The 25078-nt window shown below is 39.5% G+C and carries 24 protein-coding genes; 23 read left to right on the forward strand and 1 reads right to left on the reverse strand.

What is annotated here, in order from left to right:
* Window positions 1-29: 29 nt before the first annotated feature.
* A complete protein-coding gene (metK, locus tag LC454_RS07940) occupies window positions 30-1283 on the reverse strand; it encodes a methionine adenosyltransferase (RefSeq protein ID WP_223581281.1) in 1254 nt (417 codons plus the stop codon).
* Between the two features lie 307 nt (window positions 1284-1590).
* On the opposite strand from metK, the gene LC454_RS07945 reads away from it, so the two are divergent.
* The 23 genes from LC454_RS07945 to LC454_RS08055 all read left to right on the forward strand — a co-directional run bounded on the left by LC454_RS07945 (window position 1591) and on the right by LC454_RS08055 (window position 25076).
* Window positions 1591-2469, forward strand: a complete 879-nt coding sequence (locus LC454_RS07945) for a diacylglycerol/lipid kinase family protein (RefSeq protein ID WP_120260489.1) — start codon at window positions 1591-1593, stop codon at window positions 2467-2469.
* A 5-nt stretch (window positions 2470-2474) separates the two neighbouring features.
* Window positions 2475-2825, forward strand: coding sequence for a translation initiation factor (locus LC454_RS07950; RefSeq protein ID WP_223581283.1), 351 nt, complete (start codon window positions 2475-2477; stop codon window positions 2823-2825).
* Between the two features lie 432 nt (window positions 2826-3257).
* A complete protein-coding gene (locus LC454_RS07955) occupies window positions 3258-4082 on the forward strand; it encodes a MotA/TolQ/ExbB proton channel family protein (RefSeq protein ID WP_223581285.1) in 825 nt (274 codons plus the stop codon).
* Between the two features lie 101 nt (window positions 4083-4183).
* Window positions 4184-4846, forward strand: a complete 663-nt coding sequence (locus LC454_RS07960) for an ExbD/TolR family protein (protein ID WP_120260486.1) — start codon at window positions 4184-4186, stop codon at window positions 4844-4846.
* A gap of 24 nt (window positions 4847-4870) precedes the next feature.
* Entirely contained in the window at window positions 4871-5428 is a 558-nt protein-coding gene (locus LC454_RS07965; protein ID WP_120260485.1) for an ExbD/TolR family protein, read from the forward strand.
* 33 nt (window positions 5429-5461) lie between these two features.
* Window positions 5462-6352 carry an energy transducer TonB gene (locus LC454_RS07970; RefSeq protein WP_223581287.1) on the forward strand — a complete coding sequence of 297 codons (891 nt, stop codon included), beginning with the start codon at window positions 5462-5464 and terminating at the stop codon, window positions 6350-6352.
* A gap of 331 nt (window positions 6353-6683) precedes the next feature.
* Window positions 6684-7610, forward strand: coding sequence for a PstS family phosphate ABC transporter substrate-binding protein (locus LC454_RS07975; RefSeq protein WP_223581288.1), 927 nt, complete (start codon window positions 6684-6686; stop codon window positions 7608-7610).
* A gap of 25 nt (window positions 7611-7635) precedes the next feature.
* On the forward strand, window positions 7636-9429 hold the full coding sequence (locus tag LC454_RS07980) for a tetratricopeptide repeat protein (protein WP_223581290.1): 1794 nt from the start codon (window positions 7636-7638) through the stop codon (window positions 9427-9429).
* 119 nt (window positions 9430-9548) lie between these two features.
* The gene (locus LC454_RS07985) at window positions 9549-9923 is read left to right on the forward strand and encodes an NADH-quinone oxidoreductase subunit A (protein WP_120260480.1); all 375 of its coding nucleotides are present in this window, start codon (window positions 9549-9551) and stop codon (window positions 9921-9923) included.
* A 61-nt stretch (window positions 9924-9984) separates the two neighbouring features.
* The gene (locus LC454_RS07990) at window positions 9985-10536 is read left to right on the forward strand and encodes an NADH-quinone oxidoreductase subunit B (protein ID WP_077437314.1); all 552 of its coding nucleotides are present in this window, start codon (window positions 9985-9987) and stop codon (window positions 10534-10536) included.
* Window positions 10537-10539: 3 nt separating this feature from the next.
* Window positions 10540-11034: an NADH-quinone oxidoreductase subunit C gene (locus tag LC454_RS07995; RefSeq protein WP_223581292.1), complete on the forward strand. Its 495-nt coding sequence runs from the start codon at window positions 10540-10542 to the stop codon at window positions 11032-11034.
* A gap of 10 nt (window positions 11035-11044) precedes the next feature.
* Window positions 11045-12280 carry an NADH-quinone oxidoreductase subunit D gene (locus LC454_RS08000; RefSeq protein ID WP_223581297.1) on the forward strand — a complete coding sequence of 412 codons (1236 nt, stop codon included), beginning with the start codon at window positions 11045-11047 and terminating at the stop codon, window positions 12278-12280.
* The gene (nuoE, locus tag LC454_RS08005; protein ID WP_223581299.1) at window positions 12273-12794 is read left to right on the forward strand and encodes a complex I 24 kDa subunit family protein; all 522 of its coding nucleotides are present in this window, start codon (window positions 12273-12275) and stop codon (window positions 12792-12794) included. Before LC454_RS08000 ends, nuoE begins: the two co-directional genes overlap by 8 nt.
* A 1-nt stretch (window position 12795) precedes the next feature.
* Window positions 12796-14151 (forward strand): NADH-quinone oxidoreductase subunit NuoF, encoded by a 1356-nt coding sequence (nuoF, locus tag LC454_RS08010; RefSeq protein WP_223581301.1) that lies wholly within the window; start codon window positions 12796-12798, stop codon window positions 14149-14151.
* Between the two features lie 30 nt (window positions 14152-14181).
* Window positions 14182-15201: a 2Fe-2S iron-sulfur cluster-binding protein gene (locus LC454_RS08015; protein ID WP_223581303.1), complete on the forward strand. Its 1020-nt coding sequence runs from the start codon at window positions 14182-14184 to the stop codon at window positions 15199-15201.
* A gap of 9 nt (window positions 15202-15210) precedes the next feature.
* Window positions 15211-16254 (forward strand): NADH-quinone oxidoreductase subunit NuoH, encoded by a 1044-nt coding sequence (nuoH, locus tag LC454_RS08020; protein ID WP_223581305.1) that lies wholly within the window; start codon window positions 15211-15213, stop codon window positions 16252-16254.
* A gap of 12 nt (window positions 16255-16266) precedes the next feature.
* Complete coding sequence (locus tag LC454_RS08025; RefSeq protein ID WP_223581307.1) at window positions 16267-16776, forward strand: NuoI/complex I 23 kDa subunit family protein; 510 nt, start codon at window positions 16267-16269, stop codon at window positions 16774-16776.
* Window positions 16777-16787: 11 nt separating this feature from the next.
* Window positions 16788-17285: an NADH-quinone oxidoreductase subunit J gene (locus tag LC454_RS08030; RefSeq protein WP_223581308.1), complete on the forward strand. Its 498-nt coding sequence runs from the start codon at window positions 16788-16790 to the stop codon at window positions 17283-17285.
* Window positions 17285-17614 carry an NADH-quinone oxidoreductase subunit NuoK gene (nuoK, locus tag LC454_RS08035; RefSeq protein ID WP_077437306.1) on the forward strand — a complete coding sequence of 110 codons (330 nt, stop codon included), beginning with the start codon at window positions 17285-17287 and terminating at the stop codon, window positions 17612-17614. The genes LC454_RS08030 and nuoK overlap by 1 nt, the downstream gene beginning before the upstream one ends.
* A 19-nt stretch (window positions 17615-17633) precedes the next feature.
* A complete protein-coding gene (nuoL, locus tag LC454_RS08040; RefSeq protein WP_223581310.1) occupies window positions 17634-19556 on the forward strand; it encodes an NADH-quinone oxidoreductase subunit L in 1923 nt (640 codons plus the stop codon).
* Between the two features lie 15 nt (window positions 19557-19571).
* Window positions 19572-21014 carry a NuoM family protein gene (locus LC454_RS08045; protein WP_223581312.1) on the forward strand — a complete coding sequence of 481 codons (1443 nt, stop codon included), beginning with the start codon at window positions 19572-19574 and terminating at the stop codon, window positions 21012-21014.
* 18 nt (window positions 21015-21032) lie between these two features.
* Window positions 21033-22409, forward strand: coding sequence for an NADH-quinone oxidoreductase subunit N (locus LC454_RS08050; protein ID WP_223581314.1), 1377 nt, complete (start codon window positions 21033-21035; stop codon window positions 22407-22409).
* A gap of 126 nt (window positions 22410-22535) precedes the next feature.
* Window positions 22536-25076 (forward strand): DUF5686 family protein, encoded by a 2541-nt coding sequence (locus LC454_RS08055; RefSeq protein ID WP_223581315.1) that lies wholly within the window; start codon window positions 22536-22538, stop codon window positions 25074-25076.
* Window positions 25077-25078 lie beyond the last annotated feature (2 nt).

Genomic DNA, 25078 nt, shown 5'->3' on the forward strand with positions numbered 1-25078 from the left:
TCCCTTTTTTATTTTAGTAGGCTGGTTTTTTATAGACCAAACTCTTCTTTTACCTTTTCAAGGTAATCCAATTTTTCCCAAGTGAATAACTCGACCTCAATTTGCTTCTTTTCTCCGGTAGAACTTTCAAATTCTTTAATCACTTTTCTTGGTGTCCGTCCCATGTGGCCGTAAGCAGCGGTCTCAGAGTAGATCGGGTTTCTAAGACCAAGACGGGTTTCAATGCCATAAGGAGTCATGTCAAACAATTGGGTTATTTTATCAGCAATCTGGCCGTCTGTCAGGTTTACTTTGCTTGTGCCGTAGGTATTTACATAAATTCCCATAGGATCTTTTACACCAATTGCATAGGATATCTGAACGAGTAGCTCGTCCGCCACACCCGCCGCAACCAAGTTTTTGGCAATATGACGGGTTGCATAGGCCGCTGAGCGATCTACTTTCGATGGATCTTTTCCAGAGAAAGCCCCACCTCCATGTGCTCCCTTACCTCCATAAGTATCCACGATGATCTTACGGCCGGTAAGCCCTGTATCTCCATGTGGGCCACCAATAACAAATTTCCCGGTTGGGTTGATATGGAATTTAATTTCATCATTAAATAACAACTGAAGTTCCGGTTTCAATTGTGCTTTAACACGTGGAATTAAAATTGTTTTTATATCCTGTGTGATCTTATCTAACATGACCGGTTCACTATCGAAGTCATCATGTTGTGTCGAAATTACGATGGTATCAATCCTTTTTGGTTTATGGTCATCGCCATATTCCAATGTTACCTGTGACTTTGCATCTGGTCGTAGGTACTTTATTTCATTGTTTTCTCTACGTAATTCCGCTAGTTCATATAAAAGACGATGGGAAAGGTCTAATGCTAAAGGCATGAAGTTTTCAGTTTCATTATTTGCATAGCCAAACATGATACCTTGGTCTCCAGCTCCCTGCTCTTGTCTTGTCTTGCGGTCTACACCCTGATTGATATCAGCAGATTGCTCATGGATAGCAGATAACACGCCACAAGAATTTGCTTCAAACATATATTCAGACTTGGTGTAACCAATTTTTTGGATAACAGAGCGCGCTATTTTCTGTACATCTAAGTAGATGTTTGATTTAACCTCACCAGCAAGAACAACCTGTCCAGTCGTTACCAAAGTCTCAATAGCAACACGTGAGTCTTCATCCCATGCTAAAAAATTGTCGATTAATGCATCTGAAATTTGATCCGCAACTTTGTCCGGATGCCCTTCAGAAACAGATTCTGACGTAAATAAATAAGCCATGCCTTACGTAATTTTAATATTGGATTTGCGCTAGAAATGAAATAACAGCAAAGTGATAAGAGCCGTGATAGCGAAGGGTTTTTAGCACTTTTTTACTGTGGTTGCAATCTCCTTGTCGTTGCTTTGTGTATGCAACAGCACGCAAATCAGTCCACATTCTATTTTTTGTTGCGACAAAGCTACGATACTTTGTGGGATATTTAAAATCAAATTTGTCTTTAAATTTTAAAAAGCGTAGAAAGCGATGCTAAAACGGTATAAAGATTACATTATTTTAAGAAATTGGTAATTTCCGCTATCTTTGGATATGTCAGAACGTAAACAAATATTGTTTGTTATTAACCCTATTTCAGGAGGAAAACGTAAAACGTCCTTTAAAAAGCAGGTATTGGATGTGCTGGATTTGCAGAAATTTGATCCTACATTTCAGCAAACAGCGAGACCCAATCATGCCTACGAAATTGGCTTAAAGGCTATTCAGGAGGGATATGATGCTGTAATCGCTGTTGGGGGAGATGGGACGATCAATGAATTGGGTTCTGCATTGGTTGGCTCAGGGATACCTTTGGGTATTATTCCTGAAGGTTCAGGTAATGGTCTGGCACTTTATTTAGGTATTCCGATGAATGAGGCTGCGGCTATCCGCCGTATAAATCGTTTTGAATCCATTGAAGTCGATTGTGGTGTCATTAATGAGCGTCGTTTTTTTAATATCGCGGGACTGGGGTTCGATGCATCAGTAAGTGAGAATTTTGCCAACGAGAATATCCGTGGGCCCCTGGGTTATATGAAATCTGTTTTTAATGTGCTAAGCAAATATCAACCAGCGCATTATAAATTAACAATAGATGGGCAAGTGTATGAAAGGCAAGCCTTTATGATTAGTGTGGCCAATTCACCTCAATATGGAAATAATGCATATATCGCACCACAGGCTTCAGTTAATGATGGTATACTCGATGTTTGTATTGTACATAAGTTCCCTTTATATATCTTGCCTAAGATGATTTTTCATCTGTTCAATAAATCCGCTGACCAGTCAAGCTATGTGGAGATTATACCGGGAAGAAATATTGAAATTGAAGTAGACTCTATTTCACCAGTACATGTAGATGGTGAACCAATTGAGCTTGGTGATAAGCTTAATATTTCCATTATGCCAAAAGCGATAAAAATTATTTGTTAAAAATCATGAGTAAAAATAAGAAACAGTCTTACGAAGGCGTTGTATATTCAACGGATGACAGTTATAATTACCAACTTGCTGATTCTTTTCAGGAATTAGAGACGTTACCAGTGAACCAGCAAAACCTTAAAGTTCAACTCGATCGTAAAATGCGGAAAGGTAAAGTTGTTACCTTGATCACTGGATTTGTGGGCCAAATAGAAGATCTGGAAGTCTTGGGTAAATTATTGAAACAGAAGTGTGGAGTAGGAGGGACGGTTAAAGATGGGGAGATTGTGATTCAAGGTGAATTTAAGCAAAAGATCTATGAGTTGTTACTTAAAGAGGGATATCGCGTGAAATTGGTTGGTGGTTAAACAACTATATCTGTGCTAATTGTAGTAAATCTAATGAATTGTTTATTAGATAAATATGATATAAAAAAGATATGAGAAGGGGACGAAAAACATGAGTAATCACTTACTTTTTGTCGCTTAAAATCCTTGTTTTTCTTGCATATCAAAAAAAAAATGGTTTTCATTGTAAAATAATTATTGCTAATAAGCGATTTAGCTCATGGTAATAAGGATTATATAACGGGAACTGCTGAGAAAAATAACACTATGAATGGTGTGTTCAGTTTGAAAAAACAAATTTGATTTTTTTTATATATTTGAGATGAATATTTTAAATTTGACATTAAATATTAAATTTGCTTTGCAAAATTGATTTCGAAAGCGAATAAGAGTGCATATAATTTAAACAACATTATATATTTAAACAACAGTAAAAAACTAAAAATTAGAAAAATGGCAAACGCACCTAAAACTGCTGCAAAACAAGAAAGCAACAACGGAGGATCTTTCTTCGCTCAAGCTGCAATCATCATCTGTTTCATCGTTGGTTTCTGTTTATGGAAATTTGTAATGGGTAATCCAACTAACTTCGTTGATAACAATCCTGAAAATGCTCCTAACCCTGGTAACTATTTAGGAATGGTTTACCACGCTGGGGCTATCGTACCTGTTTTGCTTGGTTTATTCTTGATGGTATGGGTTTTCTCCGTAGAACGTTTTATCGTTATTAACAAAGCTTCTGGTACAGGAAACGTTGGAAACTTTGTTAGAAAAATCCAATCTTTGATTAATGGTGGAAACATCGATTCAGCTATTGCTGAGTGTGACAAACAAAAAGGTTCAGTTGCAAACGTAGTAAAAGCTGGTTTATTGAAATACAAAGCCGTATCAGCAGATCCTGAAGTGAATACTGAAAAAGCGACTATTGCAATTCAAAAAGAAATCGAAGAAACTACAGCATTAGAAATGCCAATGTTAGAGAAAAACTTAAACGTAATCGCAACATTAGTTTCTATCGGTACATTATGTGGTCTATTAGGTACAGTAACAGGTATGATCAAAGCCTTCTCGGCATTAGCAACCGGTGGCGCTCCAGATTCAGCTAAATTAGCGAACGGTATCTCTGAGGCCTTGATCAATACTGCAACAGGTATCGCGACTTCTACATTCGCTATCGTATTGTATAACATCTTTACTGCAAAAATCGATAAATTAACTTACTCTATCGACGAAGCTGGTTTCTCAATCGTACAAACATACGCTGCAAACCACAAATAAGAACTATGATGAAAATTTTTGATTTTATTTTATGGAAATCAAAAATCTAAAGCATCATAGGATAGAAGATTGAGTTTTTAATTTAAAAAGAAGAATTTAAAATGGGTAAAGCAAAAGTAAAAAGAGCCAGTACGTCAATCGACATGACAGCGATGTGTGACGTATCGTTCTTGCTGCTTACGTTCTTCGTATTAACGGCGACAGCGCGCCAACCGGAAGCATTGACGGTGGATACCCCAGCATCAACTACGAAAGATAAATTACCTGACTCTAATGTGGGTATGATTACGATCGGTGATGGTGGAAAAGTTTTCTTCGGAACGACAGATCAGCAAGTTCGCGTGAAAGCATTGGAAAGAATGTCTGCAAAATATGGCATTGGCTTTTCACAAGAAGACTATGATCATTTCAAACTGATGGAAAACTTCGGTGTACCAATGTCTAAGTTGAAAGGATTGTTGGCTTTGGATGGTAGCAAACGTACTGAAAAAGGAGTACAGACTGGTATTCCAATTGATAGTACAGAGAACACCTCGAATGAGTTGTATTACTGGGTTCAGAATGCACGTTTAGCTGCTGAGGAAGTAAATAAAGAAAAAGAGTCTTCGGATAAGAACTTTGTTCACCCAGGACCTTTGAAAATTGCGATCAAAGCTGATGCAAACGAGAAATATCCTTCTGTAAACCAGGTGATTGAAACATTGCGTAATCAAAAGCAAAACAAATTTAGTTTCATCACTGGCATGCGTGCTGAGGAAAAATAATTGACGATTTAATAAGAACAAAAAATGGCAGAATTAAATCAGGATAGTGGTAAAAAAGGCAAAGGCGGGAAAGTACGGTCTAAGAAGAATGGTGGTAAGGTCGACCTTACAGCCATGGTGGATTTGGCCTTCCTATTGATTACCTTTTTCATGTTAACCACATCTTTAAATAAACCACAAGCGATGGACGTGGCGATGCCAGATAAAAATAAAGTTAAGGATGAGCCTCAGCCAGATTTATTGACAGCTGATAACCGTTCATTGACAGTTTTATTGGGATCTGATAACAAAGTCTCTGTGATTTACGGACAAGTAAAAAATCCTATCGAAGGACCAACTACAGTTGGTTTCGGAGCTGATGGTATTCGCAAGGTATTGATGGAGAAAAAAGCCTATGTACCACGCGTTGCTGGTGGCAAGGATTTGATCGTTATCATTAGACCGAGTGATAAAAGCACGCAACGTAACCTAGTTGATATTCTTGATGAAATGAAAATCGTGGATATTAAACGTTACATGATTGCTAAAATCAGTCCAGAAGAAGTGGAGGTTTTAAAACGTGATAATATCTACAATGATTAATCATTATTAGATAGCACGATAAAGTATAAAAATATGATAGGGTCAAAATTAGATATTTTTAAGAAAGAATGGCTTGAGGTCGTTTTTCAGGGACGTAACAAGGAATACGGAGCGTATGAGCTACGTAAACTTGCCCCTAAAGCGACCAATAGAGGGCTTGTTGTCGTTATCGGCATCGTAGTCATAGCCAGTCTCCTTAGTGTTTATGGAAATAAGCTTTTTCCAAAGAAACCTGTTGAAGCACCTCCAGCGGTAACAGAAGTTACCTTGGAAGACCTTGAAGAGATCAAACCCCCAGAACCACCAGAAGAGGAACCACTTCCGCAAGAACCGGAAGAGAAACCTCAGCAAGTGGCAATGGATGTGCCGAAAGAAGATTTGATTCGTTTTCCTGAGCCAAAAGTAGCTCCTGCAAATAAAGTTGTAGAAGAAGTTGCTTCACAGGAAGAGTTGAAGGATCCAAATAAAACTCCGGCGCGTATTACTTTGAAAGGTAGTCCGACAGGTACTTCGGTAGCACGTGGTGAGTTTGGTTCAAAGAAACAAGACGGTGGAATCACTGGTGTTTCAAAAGGAGATCCAAATGGGGATCCAAATGGGGATAAAATCTTTACTGCGGTAGAGGTTAATCCTGAACCAATCGGCGGTATGAAGGCGTTTATGTCATGGGTGTCTTCTAACTATGATTATCCGCAAGCGGCACAGGAAAGTGGAGTTAATGGTGTGGTGGAAGTCTCCTTTGTCGTGGAAAGAGATGGTAGTTTGACAGATATCAGTGTAAAACGCGATTTGAAATATGGTACAGGAGATGCAGCTGTTAAGTTGTTGAAGAAAGCTAAAAAATGGAAACCGGGTATTCAAAATGGTCGTCCAGTTCGTGTAGCTTACACCTTGCCAATTCGTTTGAATCTTCAGACACAATAGAATGACAGATTTTAATTCGAATAATAATTCTAATTATAGACAGAAATCGCCTTTAAAGCGATTTCTGTCTATTTTAGGACTATTTATGTTTGGTTTTTATTTTGTTTTGGGCCTGCTGATTATTTTTTGGGACAATTTTCCCATTGAAATTAATTCAGCTTACAAAACAGTTTTTGGTGTTGTACTGATTCTTTATTCTTTTATGCGGTTTGTACGACTTTGGCAAAACAATTTTTAATTAGCTGCTAGCGGTCTTTTTAAATTTCATTCAACTCTCTTCAAAAATTAAACTATTCTTTTATTTTAATTGTCTTATTATATGATGTATCGTATGAGAAAATATAGTGTAATTCTTGTGATGCTTAGCCTTTGCGTGGGACTGTTGTTATCCTGTAAAGATCGAGCAAAGAACAATAAAGGGAGCGAGGATATTCTAACCGGTAAATTGCCCGTCTTGGTTGATCAGACATTATTGCCGATCATTAAGGAATCTGCTGATGTGTTTGAGAGTTCCTATCCGAATTCCAGTCTTGAAATTATGGCGAGACCAGAGATCAAAGCTGTTAATGCTTTAATGTCGGACTCTGCCTATGTGATTGTATTAACTAGGAAATTAAACAGCCAAGAAGATGACTATTTTAAGAAGCGTGGTATTCAGCCTAAAATATTCCAGATGGCTTCCGATGCCGTAGTATTAATTAATAATCGTAACAGTACTGATACTATAATGTCCCAAAAGAACGTTAAGTCTTTGTTGGAGGGTAACTTAAGTGGTCAACGTTTGATTTTTGACAATGCTAATTCAAGTACCTTACGCTTTTTAAAGGACTACTTCAAAATTGAGAAAATTGATCCGAAGGCTGTTTCAGCGATGAGAGATAGTGAGGATGTAATGAAGTATATTAGTGAAAATGCTAATGCAGTGGGGGTTATCGGTTATAATTGGTACTTGAAAGCGGTTGAAAAAAATTCGCAATTATTGGATAAAATTCGTACATTGAGCATCGAAAATGTTAGTGCGGGGGCAGACAAGGCACATTTTTATAAGCCATCACAGTCAACCATAGCCGACGGAGTGTATCCGTTCATCAGACCGGTTTACATCATGAATTACCAACCGAACATGGGGCTAGGCTTGGGCTTTAGTGCTTTTTTGACAGGAGATCGCGGGCAACGGATCGTATTAAAAGCGGGATTAGTCCCTGTGACAATGCCGGGACGCGAGATCATTATTAGAGATGAGAGTTATATTAAATAGATAATAAATAGTACAAAAATAGATTATGACAAACAGTAAATTATTATTTAGTCTTTTATTGGCTGGATCTGTGGGCACAGTAAGTGCGCAAAGTTTGAAAGATGCTAGAGCAGCTATCGAGGCTGAAAACTATGGTAAAGCGAAAACTATTCTTCAACAATTAGTGACTAAGCAACCTAAGAATGGAGATAATTATTTCTATTTGGGTCAAGTTTATTTGGTAAACGACAGAGCGGACTCTGCGGCTGCGATTTTCAACCAAGGTTTGACTGCTGATCCAAAAGCGACTATCAACAACGTAGGTTTGGGTTATGTTGACTTATTGAAAAAAGATAAAGCTGGAGCTGAATCCAAGTTTGCTTTGGCAACAGCAAAATTAGGTAAAAAAGATTACGAGCCATTATTGGAAATCGGTCGTGCATATATTGAAACGCCGGAGCCGGATTATGCGAAAGCTTTAGAATATTTGACACAAGCGAAAGCAAAAAATACAAAAGATATTGCGATTCCTTTAGCTTTAGGTGATGCGTACCGTGGCTTGAGAGAAGGTTCTTTGGCGTATACCAGCTATGGTGATGCGATGGATATTGATCAAAACTCTGTTAAAGCGAAAGTTGGTCAGGCAATTATTGTTCGTGGAGCACAAGCTTACGACGAAGCTGTAACACAATTGGAAGCTATTGCAGCTGAAACTCCAGCTTACGCGCCGACTTATCGTGAGTTAGCTGAAACATACTACCAATGGTCAAGAATGCCCGGAACTACGGATGAAAAATACCTTGAATTAAACAAAAAAGGTGTTGCTCAATACAAGAAATATTTGGAGGCAGCTGGTGATAATTCATTGGAAGCAAAAATCCGTTATGCCGATTTCTTAGTTTACTCCCGTCAATATGATGAACTACAAACTGTTTCTGAAGAATTGGCGAAAAATCCATCCGTGGATCCAAAAATCTATCGTTACTTGGGATATAATGCTTTCCAAAAAACAAAGGATTATCCAAAAGCTTTAGAATATTTAAATCAGATGTTCAGCAAGATGGAGAAAGACCGTGTAATTCCTTTGGATTATATGTACTTAGGTATGGCTGAGATTGCGACGAACAGTCCAAAGCCGGCAGCAGCTGGTGCTGATAGCACAGCTACAGCTCCAGTTTTAACTCCTGAAAATACGGCAAATATCCAAAAAGGCATTGCGAATATCAAGAAAGCAATAGATGGTGATAAAGAATTATTGGGTGAGGTTGCTGAATTGGCATTTGCGAAATATCAAGAACAGGAATTGCAGACTGCGGTCTCTTTATTTGGACTTGTTGGTGAGTATAAAGATACTCCTTACTACTTCGACTCACACTATTACGCTGGTGAAGGTAGTTACCAAATTGGTTTCAAAAAAGATACTCAAGCGAAAGATGCTGAAGGAAATTATGTTAATCAAGATTTGAGAAATCAAGCTATTGCAGACTTTGCTAACGCACAAAAGGAGCTGACAATCATTGAAACGACTGATAACAAAGAGGCACAAGATAAATACTTGATTAATGCTTTATATTACAAAGCTTTTTCAGCTTTGGGTTCCGATGATATGGCACAGCCAAAAGGTGATTTCGTTGCTCCATTCCAAAAATTGATTGATACCATTAATCAAAGAGGAACGCAAGAGAAAAATAAAGCGTATTTAGTTGATGGATACACTTATATCGGTCTTTTCCATTATTTGAAACAAGATACGGCGAAAGCCAAACAAAATTTCCAGAAAGTATTGGAAATTGATCCGGCAAACGAGGACGTTAAAGGATACTTAGAGGCTTTAAAATAAGCTTAACTAAAATCATTCTAAATTAGGCGCAGGTAGTAATATCTGCGCCTTTTTTGTTTTGATTTTAGTCTTGGAATCTCTATATTTAAAGACAGTTACCAATATAAATTTTGATTGAGATGGAGCACGCCAATAGTATGCCGATAGACTACTTACCTATATTCATACAGCTTATCGTAGCGGTAGGATTCGGAGTAGGTACCATAATTATTACACATCTTATAGGGCCTAAGGTCAGGACGGAAAATAAGCTCGGAGCATTTGAATCCGGTATTGAAGTCATAGGGAACGCTAGGCAGCCTTTTTCAATTAAATATTTTCTGGTAGCAATCTTGTTTGTCATTTTTGATGTTGAGGTTATTTTCATGTATCCATGGGCTGTCAACTTCAGAGAAATGGGCTTTCAAGGCTTGATCGAGATGTTTATTTTCATGGGGATGCTCTTGTTGGGCTTTATCTATGTCATTAAGAAAAAAGCATTAAACTGGGACTAAGTTGTCCTGTAACATTGGCTGTAATGGCCGATTGTACTTAAACCTTATAAATCGTCTTTTCATGAGTGATATAAAATTAGCAGAGGCTCCTCCGGGAGTAGAAGGCGCAGGTTTCTTTGCGACAAGCTTGGATAAAGCGATCGGGTTGGCGCGCGCAAATTCATTGTGGCCCTTGCCTTTTGCGACATCCTGTTGTGGTATAGAATTTATGGCCACGATGGGTTCTACCTACGATTTGGCCAGATTCGGTGCAGAACGACCAAGCTTTTCTCCGCGGCAGGCGGATATGTTATTGGTCATGGGAACTATTGCAAAGAAGATGGCTCCTGTCTTGAGACAAGTCTATGTGCAAATGGCGGAACCGCGTTGGGTGATCGCTGTAGGGGCCTGTGCTTCCAGCGGTGGGATCTTCGATACCTATTCTGTATTGCAGGGTATAGATGAGGTGATTCCCGTGGACGTGTATGTGCCCGGTTGTCCTCCGCGTCCAGAAGCAATTTTGGATGGTGTATTGCGTTTGCAAGATATTGTCAAAAATGAATCGTTAAATAGGCGAAACACACCAGAATATAAGGCACTATTAGAAAAATACGGTATACATACTAATAAATAGAGGATGGAGAACAGTTTTTTATTGGAGAAACTCCAGGGAAATTTTCCTGCCAAGATTGTAGAAATTCCAGATGCACATGATTTGCTAACGATTCTTGTAGATGCGGATGATATAATCGATGTGCTGCGTTTTCTAAAGACAGATAGGGAATTGCAGTTTATTCATTTAACTGATATTACTGCTGTGCACTATCCTCATCTGGAGAAAGAATTTGCTGTTGTATATCATATTCATAGTTTAATTCACAATATCCGTATACGCGTAAAAGTGTTTTTGTATGGTCCAAATCCCGAAATTCCGACAGCAACAGTTGTATGGAAGGGAGCAAACTGGATGGAGCGTGAGACATTTGATTTTTTTGGTGTAAACTTTATAGGTCATCCGGATTTAAGAAGAATTCTGAATGTTGACGATATGGACGTGTTTCCAATGCGAAAAGAATATCCTTTGGAAGATCCAAATCGAGTAGATAAAAAAGATTTGTATTTCGGCCGTTAATTTATATGATATGAGCGAGTTTATAAGCAAGATAACACCTAATCAACCCGTTTTCGATGATAACGATCCACAGGATGAGTTAATCACCCTGAATATTGGCCCCACACACCCTGCAACGCATGGTGTATTTCAGAATGTAGTGCAGATAGATGGTGAGCGTATCGTCAGTGGTGTTTCCACCATTGGCTATATTCATCGTGCTTTTGAGAAAATTGCTGAACATAGACCTTTTTATCAGATTACTCCGCTGACGGACCGTTTAAATTATTGTTCGGCACCTATCAATAATATGGGCTGGCATATGACAGTAGAAAAACTGTTAAAAATCGAAATTCCGAAGCGTGTACAATACATGCGTGTCATCGTGATGGAGCTCGCGCGTATAGCTGATCATATCATTTGCAATGGAATCTTGGGTGTTGATACCGGAGCCTTTTCCGGATTCTTGTATGTCATGCAGGAACGCGAATTTATATATGAGATCTTCGAAGAGATCTGTGGTGCACGTCTGACTACAAATATTGGACGTATCGGTGGATTTGAGCGCGACTTTAATGCAGTTGCTTTTGAGAAAATTCGTGAATTTCTAAAACGCTATCCACCCGTGCTGAAAGAATTTGAGGAGATGTTTGTGCGAAACAGAATCTTTATTGAGCGAACTTCGGGTGTTGCCGCCGTTACTCCAGAGGAGGCATTGGATTATGGTTGGTCTGGACCTATTCTAAGAGCAACAGGTGTAGATTATGATGTCCGGGTACAAAACCCCTACTGTTCCTATGAGGAGTTTGATTTTGATGTGCCTGTTGGAGCAACGGGAGATGTATATGACCGATTTATGGTCAGAAATGAAGAAATGTGGCAATCGCTTCGCATCATTGAGCAAGCCTTGGAAAAAATCGAAAAGGAGCCTAAAGGTGTGTTTCATGCGGAAGTGCCCGATTTTTATCTGCCACCCAAAGAGCAGGTTTATACCAATATGGAAGCGCTGATCTATCACTTTAAAATCGTTATGGGGGAAGTAGATACACCTAAAGCTGAAGTCTATTATGCGGTAGAGGGTGCAAATGGCGAATTGGGATTTTATTTGATTCACGATGGTGGCCGCTCGCCTTATCGTCTTCATTTTAGACGGCCTTCTTTCGTCAATTATCAGATGTTTGCACCTATGAGCGCGGGAATGCTGATATCAGATGCGATTTTAAATATGAGTAGTCTTAACGTTATAGCAGGAGAATTAGATGCTTAGTGTAAAACAACATAATGAAAATGTAACGTTTTCCCCGGAACTATTGGGCAAGTTTGGAGAAGTAGTGAGCCGTTATCCGGAAGGGAAGCAAAAATCTGGTCTATTGCCTATTTTGCATTTGGTCCAAGCAGAATTTGGTTGGGTTAGCGCCGATGCAATGGATCAGGTGGCTGTTTATCTCCATATTTTACCTATTGAGGTCTATGAGGTTGCAACTTTCTATACGATGTTTTTGTTGGAGCCTAAAGGTAAATACGTGCTGGAGATCTGTCGTACTGGTCCTTGTTGCTTAGTTGGGGCGGAACGAATTATGACACATTTGGAACAGAAACTTGGGGTAAAAGAGGGACAGGTAACAGCAGATGGGCTTTTCTCCTGGCGTGGTGTTGAATGTCTGGCTGCCTGTGGTTTTGGTCCGGTTCTACAAATTGGTCCTGAGTATACATTCTATGAGAATTTGAATGAAGACAAGGTGGATGAATTGATTGATAATTTAAAAGCTAAAACGGAATAATATGGCACGTAAACTTTTGCTGACACATATCGATGTTCCTGGCATTAATACCTTTGAAGTGTATCGTCAAAAAGGAGGGTATGTTGCTGTTGAGAAGGCAATAAAAACGATGTCTCCTGAGGATGTGGTTGAGGAAGTGAAAAAATCTGGATTACGTGGAAGAGGTGGCGCTGGATTCCCTACGGGAATGAAATGGTCTTTTTTGGCCAAACCGGAAGGGGTGCCACGTTATTTAGTTTGTAATGCTGATGAGTCTGAACCAGGGACATTTAAGGATCGCTATTTAATGACTTATATCCCACACGCGTTGATTGAAGGGATGATTGTTGCCAGTTTTGCTTTAGGCGCACATGCTTCATACATCTATGTGAGGGGGGAAATGATGCCACAGATCAGAATCTTGGAACGTGCTATTGCTGAAGCAAAGGAGAAGGGATTTTTAGGTAAAAATATATTGGGGTCAGGCTATGATCTGGAGATTTATGTCCAACCGGGTGGTGGTGCCTATATCTGTGGGGAAGAAACAGCTTTGTTGGAATCTTTGGAAGGAAAGCGCGGGAATCCGCGGATTAAGCCACCGTTCCCTGCTATAGCAGGATTATATAACTGTCCCACAGTAGTAAATAACGTGGAGTCCATTGCGGCAACCGTCCCTATTATTAACTTGGGCGGAGAAGAATACGCAAAGATCGGTGTCGAGCGTAGTACAGGGACTAAATTGATTTCAGCCAGTGGTAATATCGTTAAACCTGGGGTATATGAAATCGAACTTGGTCTACCGGTCGAAGAATTTATCTATTCGGATGAATACTGTGGTGGTATAGCTAACGGAAAACTGATGAAAGCTGTTGTGGCCGGAGGTTCTTCGGTACCGATTCTTCCTGCAAACCTTATTTTGAAAACAGCTGCTGGAAACAGTCGCTTGATGACTTATGAGTCATTATCTGATGGGGGCTTCCAAACGGGAACCATGCTCGGATCGGGTGGTTTTATCGTATTTGATGAGGATCAATGCGTGGTCCGTAACACTTGGAATTTTGCTCGGTTCTATCATCATGAAAGTTGCGGACAATGTTCGCCATGTCGTGAGGGAACCGGATGGATGGAAAAAGTGTTGCATAAAATTGAAAGTGGACATGGATCGATGTCCGATATTGACTTGCTTTGGGATGTACAGCGCAAGATCGAGGGAAATACAATTTGTCCATTGGGTGATGCTGCTGCTTGGCCAGTAGCCGCAGCTATCAGGCACTTTCGGGATGAATTTGAATGGCATATATTACATCCTGAAGAGTCACAAACAAGAAATTATGGATTGGCGCATTACGCAGATCCATTGCAACCAATTGTATCATAATAAAAGCTGTAACGATAAATTATAAATATCATGGCAGAAGCGGAAGATGTAAAGTTTAAGGTCACAATCGACGGTATACCAGTGGAGGTAGCACCGGGGACAACCATATTGAATGCAGCAAGGCAAATTGGTGGCGACATCGTTCCGCCGGCAATGTGCTATTACTCAAAATTGGAAGGGAGTGGCGGAAAGTGTCGTACTTGTTTAGTGAAGGTATCGAAAGGCTCCGAGAAGGATCCTCGGCCAATGCCGAAACTAGTTGCCTCCTGTCGGACTACTGTTATGGATGGCATGGAGGTGCAAAATATCACTTCGCCAGAAGTAGTGGAGGCGAGAAAGGGCGTTGTCGAGATTCTGTTGATCAATCATCCTTTGGATTGTCCGGTTTGCGACCAGGCGGGGGAATGTAAGTTACAAGATCTAGGGTATGAGCATGGTAGCGCCGATACACGATATGAATTTGATCGAAGAACGTTTGAACAAATTGATCTAGGTGACAAAATCCAATTGCACATGAATCGCTGTATCCTATGCTATCGTTGTGTTTATGTGGCTAACCAATTGACAGATCAACGCGTGCATGGTATTTTGGGCCGTGGGGATCACTCGGAAATATCTACTTATATCGAAAATATCATTGACAATGATTTTTCGGGAAATGTTATTGATGTATGTCCGGTTGGAGCACTCACCGATAAAACGTTCCGTTTCAAAAACCGGGTGTGGTTTACAAAACCGGTAGATGCGCATCGTGATTGTCCGACTTGTTCTGGTAAAGTGACTTTATGGTATAAAGGAGAAGAGGTTATCCGTGTAACTGCACGGAAAGATGAATTTGGTGAGGTAGAAGAATTTATTTGTAATACCTGTCGCTTTGATCAGAAAAAAACAAGTGATTGGATCTTGGATGAACCAACAGAAATTGATTCGCAATCTGTTATCTCGGCCAATCATTATGAACTATTTAACCCGCCAAAGGTAGTGAAGGAGAATCCGATACTTCAACAGCAGAATCGCGAACAGTTGGCTAGAACAGAAAAATTGAAATAAGCAGGAATCATGGAGTGGTCTTTTGTTATAGAAAAATTAATATTGGTGTCTGTGATCTTCGTAATTACCTTGGTGATTGCGATGTATTCAACACTAGCCGAGCGTAAAATAGCAGGTTTTATGCAGGATCGATATGGTCCAGATCGAGCTGGTATATTTGGTATCCTGCAGCCATTGTGTGATGGCGGAAAGTTCTTCTTTAAGGAAGAGATTATTCCCGCTGGCGCACATAAGGTCCTTTTTATCGTCGGACCGACCATCGCAATTATTACTGCCTGTATCAGTTCGGCGGTTATCCCTTGGGGGCAGGAATTGCAAATTGGAGACCGTGTGGTCTCTCTACAGGTGGCAGATGTCAATGTCGGTATATTGTACATGTTTGGTGTGATCGCTTTAGGGGTATATGGCATCATGTTGGGTGGATGGGCATCCAATAATAAATTTTCGTTAATGGGCGCAATTCGCGCGGCATCACAAAGTATTAGCTATGAAATAGCTATGGGGCTTTCCATTATCGCGTTATTGATGGTGACACAAAGTCTCTCCCTTAAAGAAATTGTAGCTCAACAATCAGGTTTTGTCAATTGGAATATTTGGGCACAACCACTTGGATTTATTATTTTCATGGTCTGTGCATTTGCGGAGTGTAATCGTGTTCCCTTTGATTTACCAGAATGTGAAACTGAGTTGGTCGGTGGTTATCATACAGAGTATTCTTCCATGAAATTGGGGCTCTATATGTTCTCCGAATACATTAATATGTTTGTGTCCTCTGCGCTGATGGCATCACTTTACTTTGGAGGGTATAATTTCCCTTTTATGAATGATCTGGGGCTGTCTACAAATTGGATCACAATTATTGGTGTCATTGTATTCTTCCTTAAAATATTTGGATTTATCTTTTTCTTTATGTGGGTACGTTGGACATTACCACGGTTCCGTTATGATCAATTGATGAATTTGGGCTGGAAGATGCTGATTCCTTTGGCTATTGCCAATATTGTACTTACAGGTGTATTTACATTGATAAAAGATACTTATTTCTCATCATAAGAAAGGATTTTTATGCAACTAAGCAATCGTAAGAAAGTAATCGAACAAAAACCAATGACCTTTTCGGAAAGAATCTATTTTCCGGCAATTATCAGAGGTTTACGGATTACATTGAGGCATTTTTTTAAGAAAATCCCTACTGTTAAGTATCCTGAGGAAATAAGACCTTACTCGAAGAATTTTAGGGGGCAACATTCGCTGAAGCGTGATGAGGATGGACGAGAACGCTGTACTGCATGTGGACTATGTGCGTTGTCATGTCCTGCGGAGGCCATTACAATGACAGCTGCTGAGCGTAAAAAAGGTGAAGAACACCTTTATCGTGAAGAAAAGTACGCATCAGTTTATGAAATTAATATGTTGCGTTGTATTTTCTGCGGTCTTTGTGAAGAAGCCTGTCCAAAAGAGGCCATTTATTTGGATGGTCCACATGTGACAGCAGATTACCTACGTAAGGATTTTATTTATGGGAAGGATAAGCTGGTCGAGCCAACCTTTGATATCACCAAATTAAAGAGCTAATTCAAGAAATTATGACAGTATTTTATTTAGTAGCCTTCTTGTCTATTTTCTTTGCGCTGATGACCATCTTTACAAAGAACCCTGTACATAGTGTCTTGTACTTGGTCATTACTTTTTTCACATTTACAGTGCATTACATTTTATTGAATGCCCAGTTTTTGGCTGTGGTCAATTTTATTGTCTATATGGGGGCGATCATGGTACTCTTTTTATTTGTACTCATGTTGCTCAATTTAAATAAGGATACCGAACCGATGAAATCCAATCTGGTCAAATTTATGGGGGTAATTGCCGGTTGTTGTCTTTTGGTTACCTTTTTTGGAGTATATCGTGTGTTTGAGATCTCCAACCCCTTGACTGTCATTAATCCCGAAATTGGATTGGTGAAAAATCTGGGCAAGGTATTGTTTAACGAATTTTTGCTTCCTTTTGAGTTGTCCTCTTTATTATTATTGACAGCCATGATAGGGGCGATTTTATTAGCTAAGAAAGAACCTAAACAAATCTAATGGAAACAGTTGTTCAACAGTTGCAAGGCGTACCGATAAATCATTATTTGATTTTTTGCACTATTATTTTTGCTATTGGTGTGATCGGCGTATTGATCCGTCGTAATGTAATTATTATTATGATGTCCATCGAATTGATGCTTAACGCTGTCAACCTGCTATTAGCAGCTTTTTCGGTGCAGCATGGCGATTCATCAGGACAGGTGTTTGTCTTCTTTATTATGGCACTTGCAGCCGCGGAAGTAGCCGTCGGTCTGGCTATTATTATTATGGTATATCGGAATACGAAGTCTGTGGATATCGATTCCTTAAATAAACTTCGTTGGTAGAACTTAAGAAATAAATACGATGAGTGAATTAATTTGGTTGATTCCCCTTTTGCCCTTAATCGGGTTTATAGTGAATGGATTGGGCAGAAATGCCTTTTCCAAAGGTATGATCGGTGCTTTGGGCAGTGCCGTGGTTCTTATTTCTTTTATCTGCAGTTGCATCCTTTTTTCTGAAGTATATCAATCAAGACAGGCAGGACAAGCAGGAGTTATCGAACAACATCTATTTGACTGGATCTCAGTGGGGCATCTCAAAATAAGTTTGTCCTTTTTAGTAGATCCATTGAGTGCGATTATGCTATTGATTGTCACTGGCATCGGTTTCTTGATCCATATTTATTCTATTGGGTATATGCATCATGATAGCGGATTCGGTAAGTTTTTCGCCTATTTGAATCTATTTATCTTTTTCATGCTGCTTCTAGTATTAGGCTCTAATTACCTTGTCATGTTTATTGGTTGGGAAGGTGTAGGACTCTGTTCTTACCTACTCATCGGATTTTGGTATAAAAACTCTTCTTATGCCAATGCTGCGAAAAAGGCATTTGTGATGAATAGAATTGGTGATTTGGGATTCTTGTTAGCGGTATTTTTGATATTGGGGACTTTCGGATCACTTGAATTTTCTACGGTATTTGCGGGGGCAAAGAATTTTGCTGTTGGTGATATCGCTGTCGTGAGTATCACGATATTGCTATTTATCGCTGCAACAGGTAAATCCGCACAAATCCCATTATTTACCTGGTTGCCGGACGCTATGGCTGGTCCTACGCCCGTATCGGCCTTGATACACGCTGCGACTATGGTGACAGCAGGGATCTATATGATTGCACGATCCAATGTATTGTTTATACTCTCACCGATTACATTGCAGCTGATTTCCATTATAGCGATTTGTACCGCCTTGTTGGCCGCTGCAATCGCAATAACGCAAAATGATATTAAGAAAGTACTGGCTTATTCTACAGTTTCGCAATTAGGTTATATGTTTCTTGGTCTAGGCGTGGGAGCATTTACTGGTGCATTTTTTCATGTATTGACTCATGCGTTCTTTAAAGCCTTATTATTTCTCGGTGCAGGGTCAGTTATTCACGGGATGAGTGATGAGCAAGATATGCGAAAAATGGGTGGATTAAAGAAAGCAATGCCAATTACTTATATCACTATGCTAATTGGAACGATTGCAATTGCAGGTATCCCTCCATTTTCTGGGTTTTTCTCTAAAGATGAAATATTGGCCAATGCATTTGCTGCAAATCCGCTCTTATGGGGCTTCGGATTTTTGGGAGCGTTAATGACAGCTTTCTATATGTTCAGAATGCTATTCATGACATTCTCTGGCTCATTTAGAGGCACCGACGAACAAAAGCATCACCTACATGAATCACCAAAAAGCATGACAATCCCTTTAATAGTATTAGCGGTGCTTTCTGTTGTTGGTGGAGCAATCAATTTGCCTGCGGCGCTAGGTGGAAATCATTGGTTGGAGAATTTTCTTGCGCCTGTGTTTGCTGAGGGGAAAACATTGATTCCTGCGGCACATCATTTGGAGCATAGCACCGAATATATGTTAATGGCGGTTTCTGTAGTTGGTGTATTAATTATGGTTGGCCTAGCCTACAATGTCTATGTGAAGCGTAAGCAAATACCTGCTGGAGATGAAGCTCCGCGAGGCTTTCTGGCAAATCTTTCCTACCATAAATTTTATGTGGATGAACTTTATGATGCGGTCGTTGTACGCCCGATCAACTGGCTATCGACTTTCTTTGGTCAGGTCGTAGATCAACGTGGTATTGATGGTATTGTTAATGGAGCCGGTAAAGCAACATTCGATACAGGAAAAGTACTCCGCTTGCTTCAAAATGGAAATGTCGGGTTTTATTTATTGATGATGGTAATTGGAGTGATTGCTATTTTCGTTTATGGATTTTTGAGTCTTTAATATTTAGTATAATCGATGGATAACCTTTTCTTACTTATTTTATTGCCGTTAATCAGTGCATTGATTTTAGCTTTATTAAAGACCAATGCCGCCAAGTCAATAGCATTGATTTTATCAATAATATCGCTCGCATTGACTATCCCATTCCTTTGTCAATTTGATCCAAATGGCGGAATGCAATTCGAAAAAAATTGGGAGTGGATTTCCGCTTTGCATATTCATTTTCATCTTGGGGTAGACGGGATTAGCTTACCGCTGATACTGCTGACCAATGGATTGATGCCTTTCATTATTGCGACAACCTTTTCTAAAGACTATAAGGGCAATTTTTATGCATTGATGGCTTTTATGCAAGCTGGATTACTGCTTGTGTTTATGGCATTGGATGCTTTTACGTTCTATGTGGGTTGGGAGATCGCTTTGATTCCGATTTATTTTATCTGCGCACTATGGGGCGAAGGTGATCGTATTCGGGTTAATCTAAAGTTTTTCATTTATACTTTTTTGGGAAGCCTTTTGATGTTGATTGGAATTCTTTATCTCTATCAACAGGTACCAAATCACGATTTTGAATGGACTTCTTTTATCGCTTTGGAGCTCGGGGATAACACACAACGTTGGTTATTCTGGGCATTTTTTATCGCCTTTGCGATTAAGATTCCAATCTTTCCGTTTCACACTTGGCAGCCGAATACATATACGAATGCTCCGGCGGCCGGAACCATGTTGTTGGCCGGTATTATGTTGAAAATGGGGGTATATGGTTTAATGCGTTGGTTATTGCCTGTGGTTCCTACTGGGGTTGCTTTGTATGGGCAATTTGCAATGATCTTATGTGTCATTGGAATTGTTTATGCTTCTATCATTGCCATTAAGCAGGACGATGCCAAACGGTTGATCGCTTACTCCTCTATTGCGCACGTTGGATTGATCAGTGCGGGGGTCTTCACCTGGAATACAAATGGTCTAAGTGGCGCAACAATACAAATGTTAAATCACGGTATTTCGGTCATTGGACTTTTTTATGTACTGGATATCGTGCAGCAACGTACACAAACACGTAGTCTTTCAGAACTTGGCGGAATTGCGAGCAAGGCTCCGAAATTAGCGATCTTTTTTATGATTATCTGTATGGGTGCAGTTGGACTGCCCCTAACCAACGGTTTTATAGGTGAGTTTCTGTTATTGAAAGGTGTATTTCAATATGGATTCTGGTTTGCAGTTTTCGGCGGACTAACGTTAATATTAGGGGCTGTCTATACACTGCGCCTTTATCAGCAGACGATGTTGGGTGAAACCACGGACAAAACCATGCAGTTTGAAGATGTAAAAGGGGGAGAACTCGTTGTATTGAGTTTGATCTCCTTCTTGATTCTTTATATCGGTATATTCCCTAACTTCTTATTGAATCTTTCTGCGGGTTCAGTGGAAGTTTTAAGCACATTTTTAGGCAGATAAATAGATATATCAATTTGTATGGGAGCTATAATTACACTTTCAATATTAGCATTAGTTGTTCTTTATCTTGGCTTGTTCAAAGCGAAAGCCTTGCTTTTGCCGGTTTCCATCCTTGGATTCTTGGTAGCGATTGGTTTTCTATTGAACGATTGGACAGCTGACAAGGGACTTCTTTTCAGTGGGATGGTTCATTTCGATCATTACGCGATTGCTTTTTCGGTCTTATGCATCGTCGTTACTTTGTGCATATTTATTATCTCCAAAGGTTATTTTGATGAAGGGGGACAGGTTGCAGAGTATTATTCATTACTGATATTTTCGTTGACGGGAGCTGTTTTGGTAAATAGCTATCACAATTTCTCCATGCTCTTTTTGGGTATAGAAATTATGTCCGTGGCGCTTTATATTTTAGTCGGTATCCGTAAGCGGGATAAAGCGTCAAATGAAGCCGCACTGAAATACTTTTTAATGGGCGCATTTTCGACCGGATTTTTACTGTTTGGTATTGCGTTATTATATGGAGCCACAGGCTCTTTTGATTTGGATGAGATAAAAGCCTATGTTGTAAATAATCCGCATGCGATTTCACCCTTATTTTATGGTGGTATCCTATTGCTTATTGTTGGTCTGACATTCAAAGTTGGGGCAGCACCATTTCACTTTTGGACGCCAGATGTATATGATGGGGCGCCTATTCTGATAACAAGTTATATGAGTACTGTGGTCAAAGTAGCTTCTTTTGCCGGTTTATTGCGGTTATTTAGTTACAGTCTACTTCCTTTACAAGATTTCTGGGAACCTGTATTCTTGATTATAGCGGTTATCACATTGTTTATCGGAAATATTTCGGCTTTAATGCAATCTTCTTTCAAGCGCATGCTGGCTTATTCCAGTATATCCCACGCTGGTTATATGTTGTTTGCAATTATCGCTGTCGGGGCGAGTTCAGCCAACAGTATCTTTGCTTATGGGCTGGCCTATTCACTCGCAACAATTGTAGCATTTACAGGGCTGATCCTTGTAAAGAAGACAACGGGATCCGAACATTTTGAGGCATTCAATGGACTAGGAAAACGAAATCCAATGCTAGCATTTGCCATGACGGTGGCTATGCTTTCACTTGCAGGCATTCCTTTAACTGCAGGATTTATTGGTAAGTTTATGATGTTCTCTTCGGTTATGGAGGATTACCACATTGTATTGCTGGTTTTGGCAGTGATTAATGCTGCTATCGCAGTTTATTATTATTTGAAAGTGGTGGTTGCAATGTACTTTAGAGACAGTGAAGAATCCTGTGTAAATGTGCAGTGGAACTATTCATTTGTTCTACTGCTTGCGGTTGGATTGACAATTCTTATCGGAGTATATCCGGACTGTCTTTTAAAATTAATATAAAGTTTCTGTTAAAATACTTGTTGTTTAATAAAGCATAGCGATTTCGTTATGCTTTTTTTATATTTATTGATATAACTCTTGAATACAAATTGTATATTGTAAAAAAGAAATCCTATCAATTTGCAGATGGTGTTTAAAGTGTGTGTTAAATCTTTTTCAATAAGCTTTTTGAGTGTGTTGCTGTTCCTACTGATAGGAGGAGAAGCGATTGCGCAAGAATTTATCCGTGGAAAGGTTGTTGATGCACAGACAGGGAAGGGGATTAGTCGCGTCTCCATCAACTGGGTTGGGGAGGATGGTGGTGGCGTCAGCGATACGCTTGGTTATTTTAAGATTCTGGATAAAAAGCAATATAAGCAATTGGTATTTGGGGGGGTGGCTTATGAACGAAGGACAGTTGATGTACGTCGTGGACGTGATTCTGTAATGACTGTTCGGTTGACAGCGAAAGATAATACCTTGGATATGGTTGTTATTAATCGAAAAAATAAGAAGCCGAAAGATCCTGCCATTGCTTTGATAGAGCAGGTAATTGCCCATCGCTCACAAAATCATTATAGCCGTATTCCTGAAATTCGTTTTGACGAATATGAGAAGACGCAATTTGGTTTTGTGAATCCAGAAGATAAAGCAAAAAAATTTCCGAAACCATTTCGATTTCTTTTTGAGAATATAGATTCAGCTGTATTTAGGGGAGTAACGATCGCACCATTCTATTTGGAGGAAAATTATGCGAATGTTTATTCTTCATATGATCCTAACCGAAGCAAGAAGATCGTTATCAGCCATAATCAAACCGAACTAAATCCCCGTTTTTTTAATAACGACAATTGGCAGACCCGTTTTCAAACAATACTTCGTGATGTCGATCTCTACGTCAATACCATACAGGTTACGAATAAGGGTATATTGAGTCCGATAGCCACTGGCGCAACAGCCTTTTACAAATATCGTATACAGGATACCATTCAAATAGCTGGTAAAGACTATATCGAACTTTATTTTGAGGGTAAGTCTAAGATTGATTTATTGTTCTATGGTGTACTTTTGATATCAGATGATACACGTTATGCTGTTCATCAGGCGACACTGAATATTGGAAAGACTGCAAATATCAACTGGATCAATGATGTACAGATTGATCTGGGGTACAGCGAATTTAAAAATGGTAGTATGCTTCCGGTACATACCGATTTGAAAATGTTGATTGGAGGAAGTAAATCCGACGTTTTATATGGCCGGCGCGAAACGCAGTATCTGGGGCATCGGACAGATTCAATCTCAAATGAGAATTTTGTTGGTGTCCCTGTTGAAAAAAAGTACCTGCTGCAGTCTGCAACAAAAGTCCCAATAGTTCAAGTCAGACCTACACCATTAAGCAAGGCAGAATTGGGAGCCTATCAGAAAGTTGACTCCGTTCAAAACATGCGTTCCTTCAATCAGTTGGTAGCATTAGGCTATCTATTGGCCAAGGGATATTATAATGCTGGGAAGGTTGAATTCGGACCATTGGAGTATCTCTATAGTCGAAATAACTATGAAGGCAATCGTATTCGATTGAGCGGTCGGACAACGCGTTTATTTTCCGAGAAAGCATTTATTGAGGGTTATACCGCCTATGGAGATAAAGACAAAGAAATAAAATATTATCTGAGTACAGCATTTACATTAAATGGAGAACGTATTGTTCAATTCCCAGCGAACTACCTGCGTTTTACCGTCCAGCACGATGTCATGGAGCCGGGACGCAATTTAGGTTTTCTAAAAGGTGACGGATTTTTCAGGTCCTTTGGAAAGAACAGGCCGAATAAATGGCAATTCAATGATATCTATCGCCTTGATCATCTGATCGAATTTGGTAACCATGTGAGTATTGGAACGGCATTTACACATACCCGTAGACAGCCTAGGGGCGATTTATTTTATGTCAATAGTTTACCTAGTCCAGACACTATCCGTCGCGTAAATACCAACGATCTACAAGTCATCTTGCGCTGGGCTCCAAATGAGGATTTTACTTATCATAATCTAGATCGTGGGACAGTAGAGAACAAATATCCAATTTTCACACTTCAATATAACAAGGGCTTGAAAGGCTTTTGGGGAGCAGATTATAGTTATGATGCTTTGCGATTTAGTGTGTTCAAGAGATTATTTTTATCTCCAGCTGGTCAGGCCGATCTTCAGTTTTCAGGTGGAAGGATCTGGGGGAAACATTTGCCATACACCCTATTAGAGCTTCCTGAAGTCACTAGAGATAAATCGGGGCCTTTGGTAAATTTTGACTTGATGGCCACTTCGGAATTTGCATCAGATCAGTTTTTAAAATTGACCTATTATCACAACTGGAACGGTTTTTTCTTCAATAGAATCCCTTTATTTAAAAGGCTGAAATGGCGTGAAGTTACTGGCTTCAAGGCTTTCTATGGAAAATTAAGCGATGTGAATAATCCTTTTGTTACCCCTGAAAATATTCAATTTGAAGCGGATAAAGATGGTATCATTCAAACTAAAGCGGTCCGCGATAAACCTTATGTTGAAGGTTTGGTAGGTGTGGATAATATATTTAAATTGCTTAGATTAGAGTATAAAAAGAGATTGAGCTACAAAGGCGGAGAAGGGGTTCCTTCAGATACCTTCACAGCATCCATACATTTTAATTTTTAGCT

It is taken from the genome of Sphingobacterium sp. GVS05A, assembly GCF_019969845.1.
Lineage (GTDB): Bacteria > Bacteroidota > Bacteroidia > Sphingobacteriales > Sphingobacteriaceae > Sphingobacterium.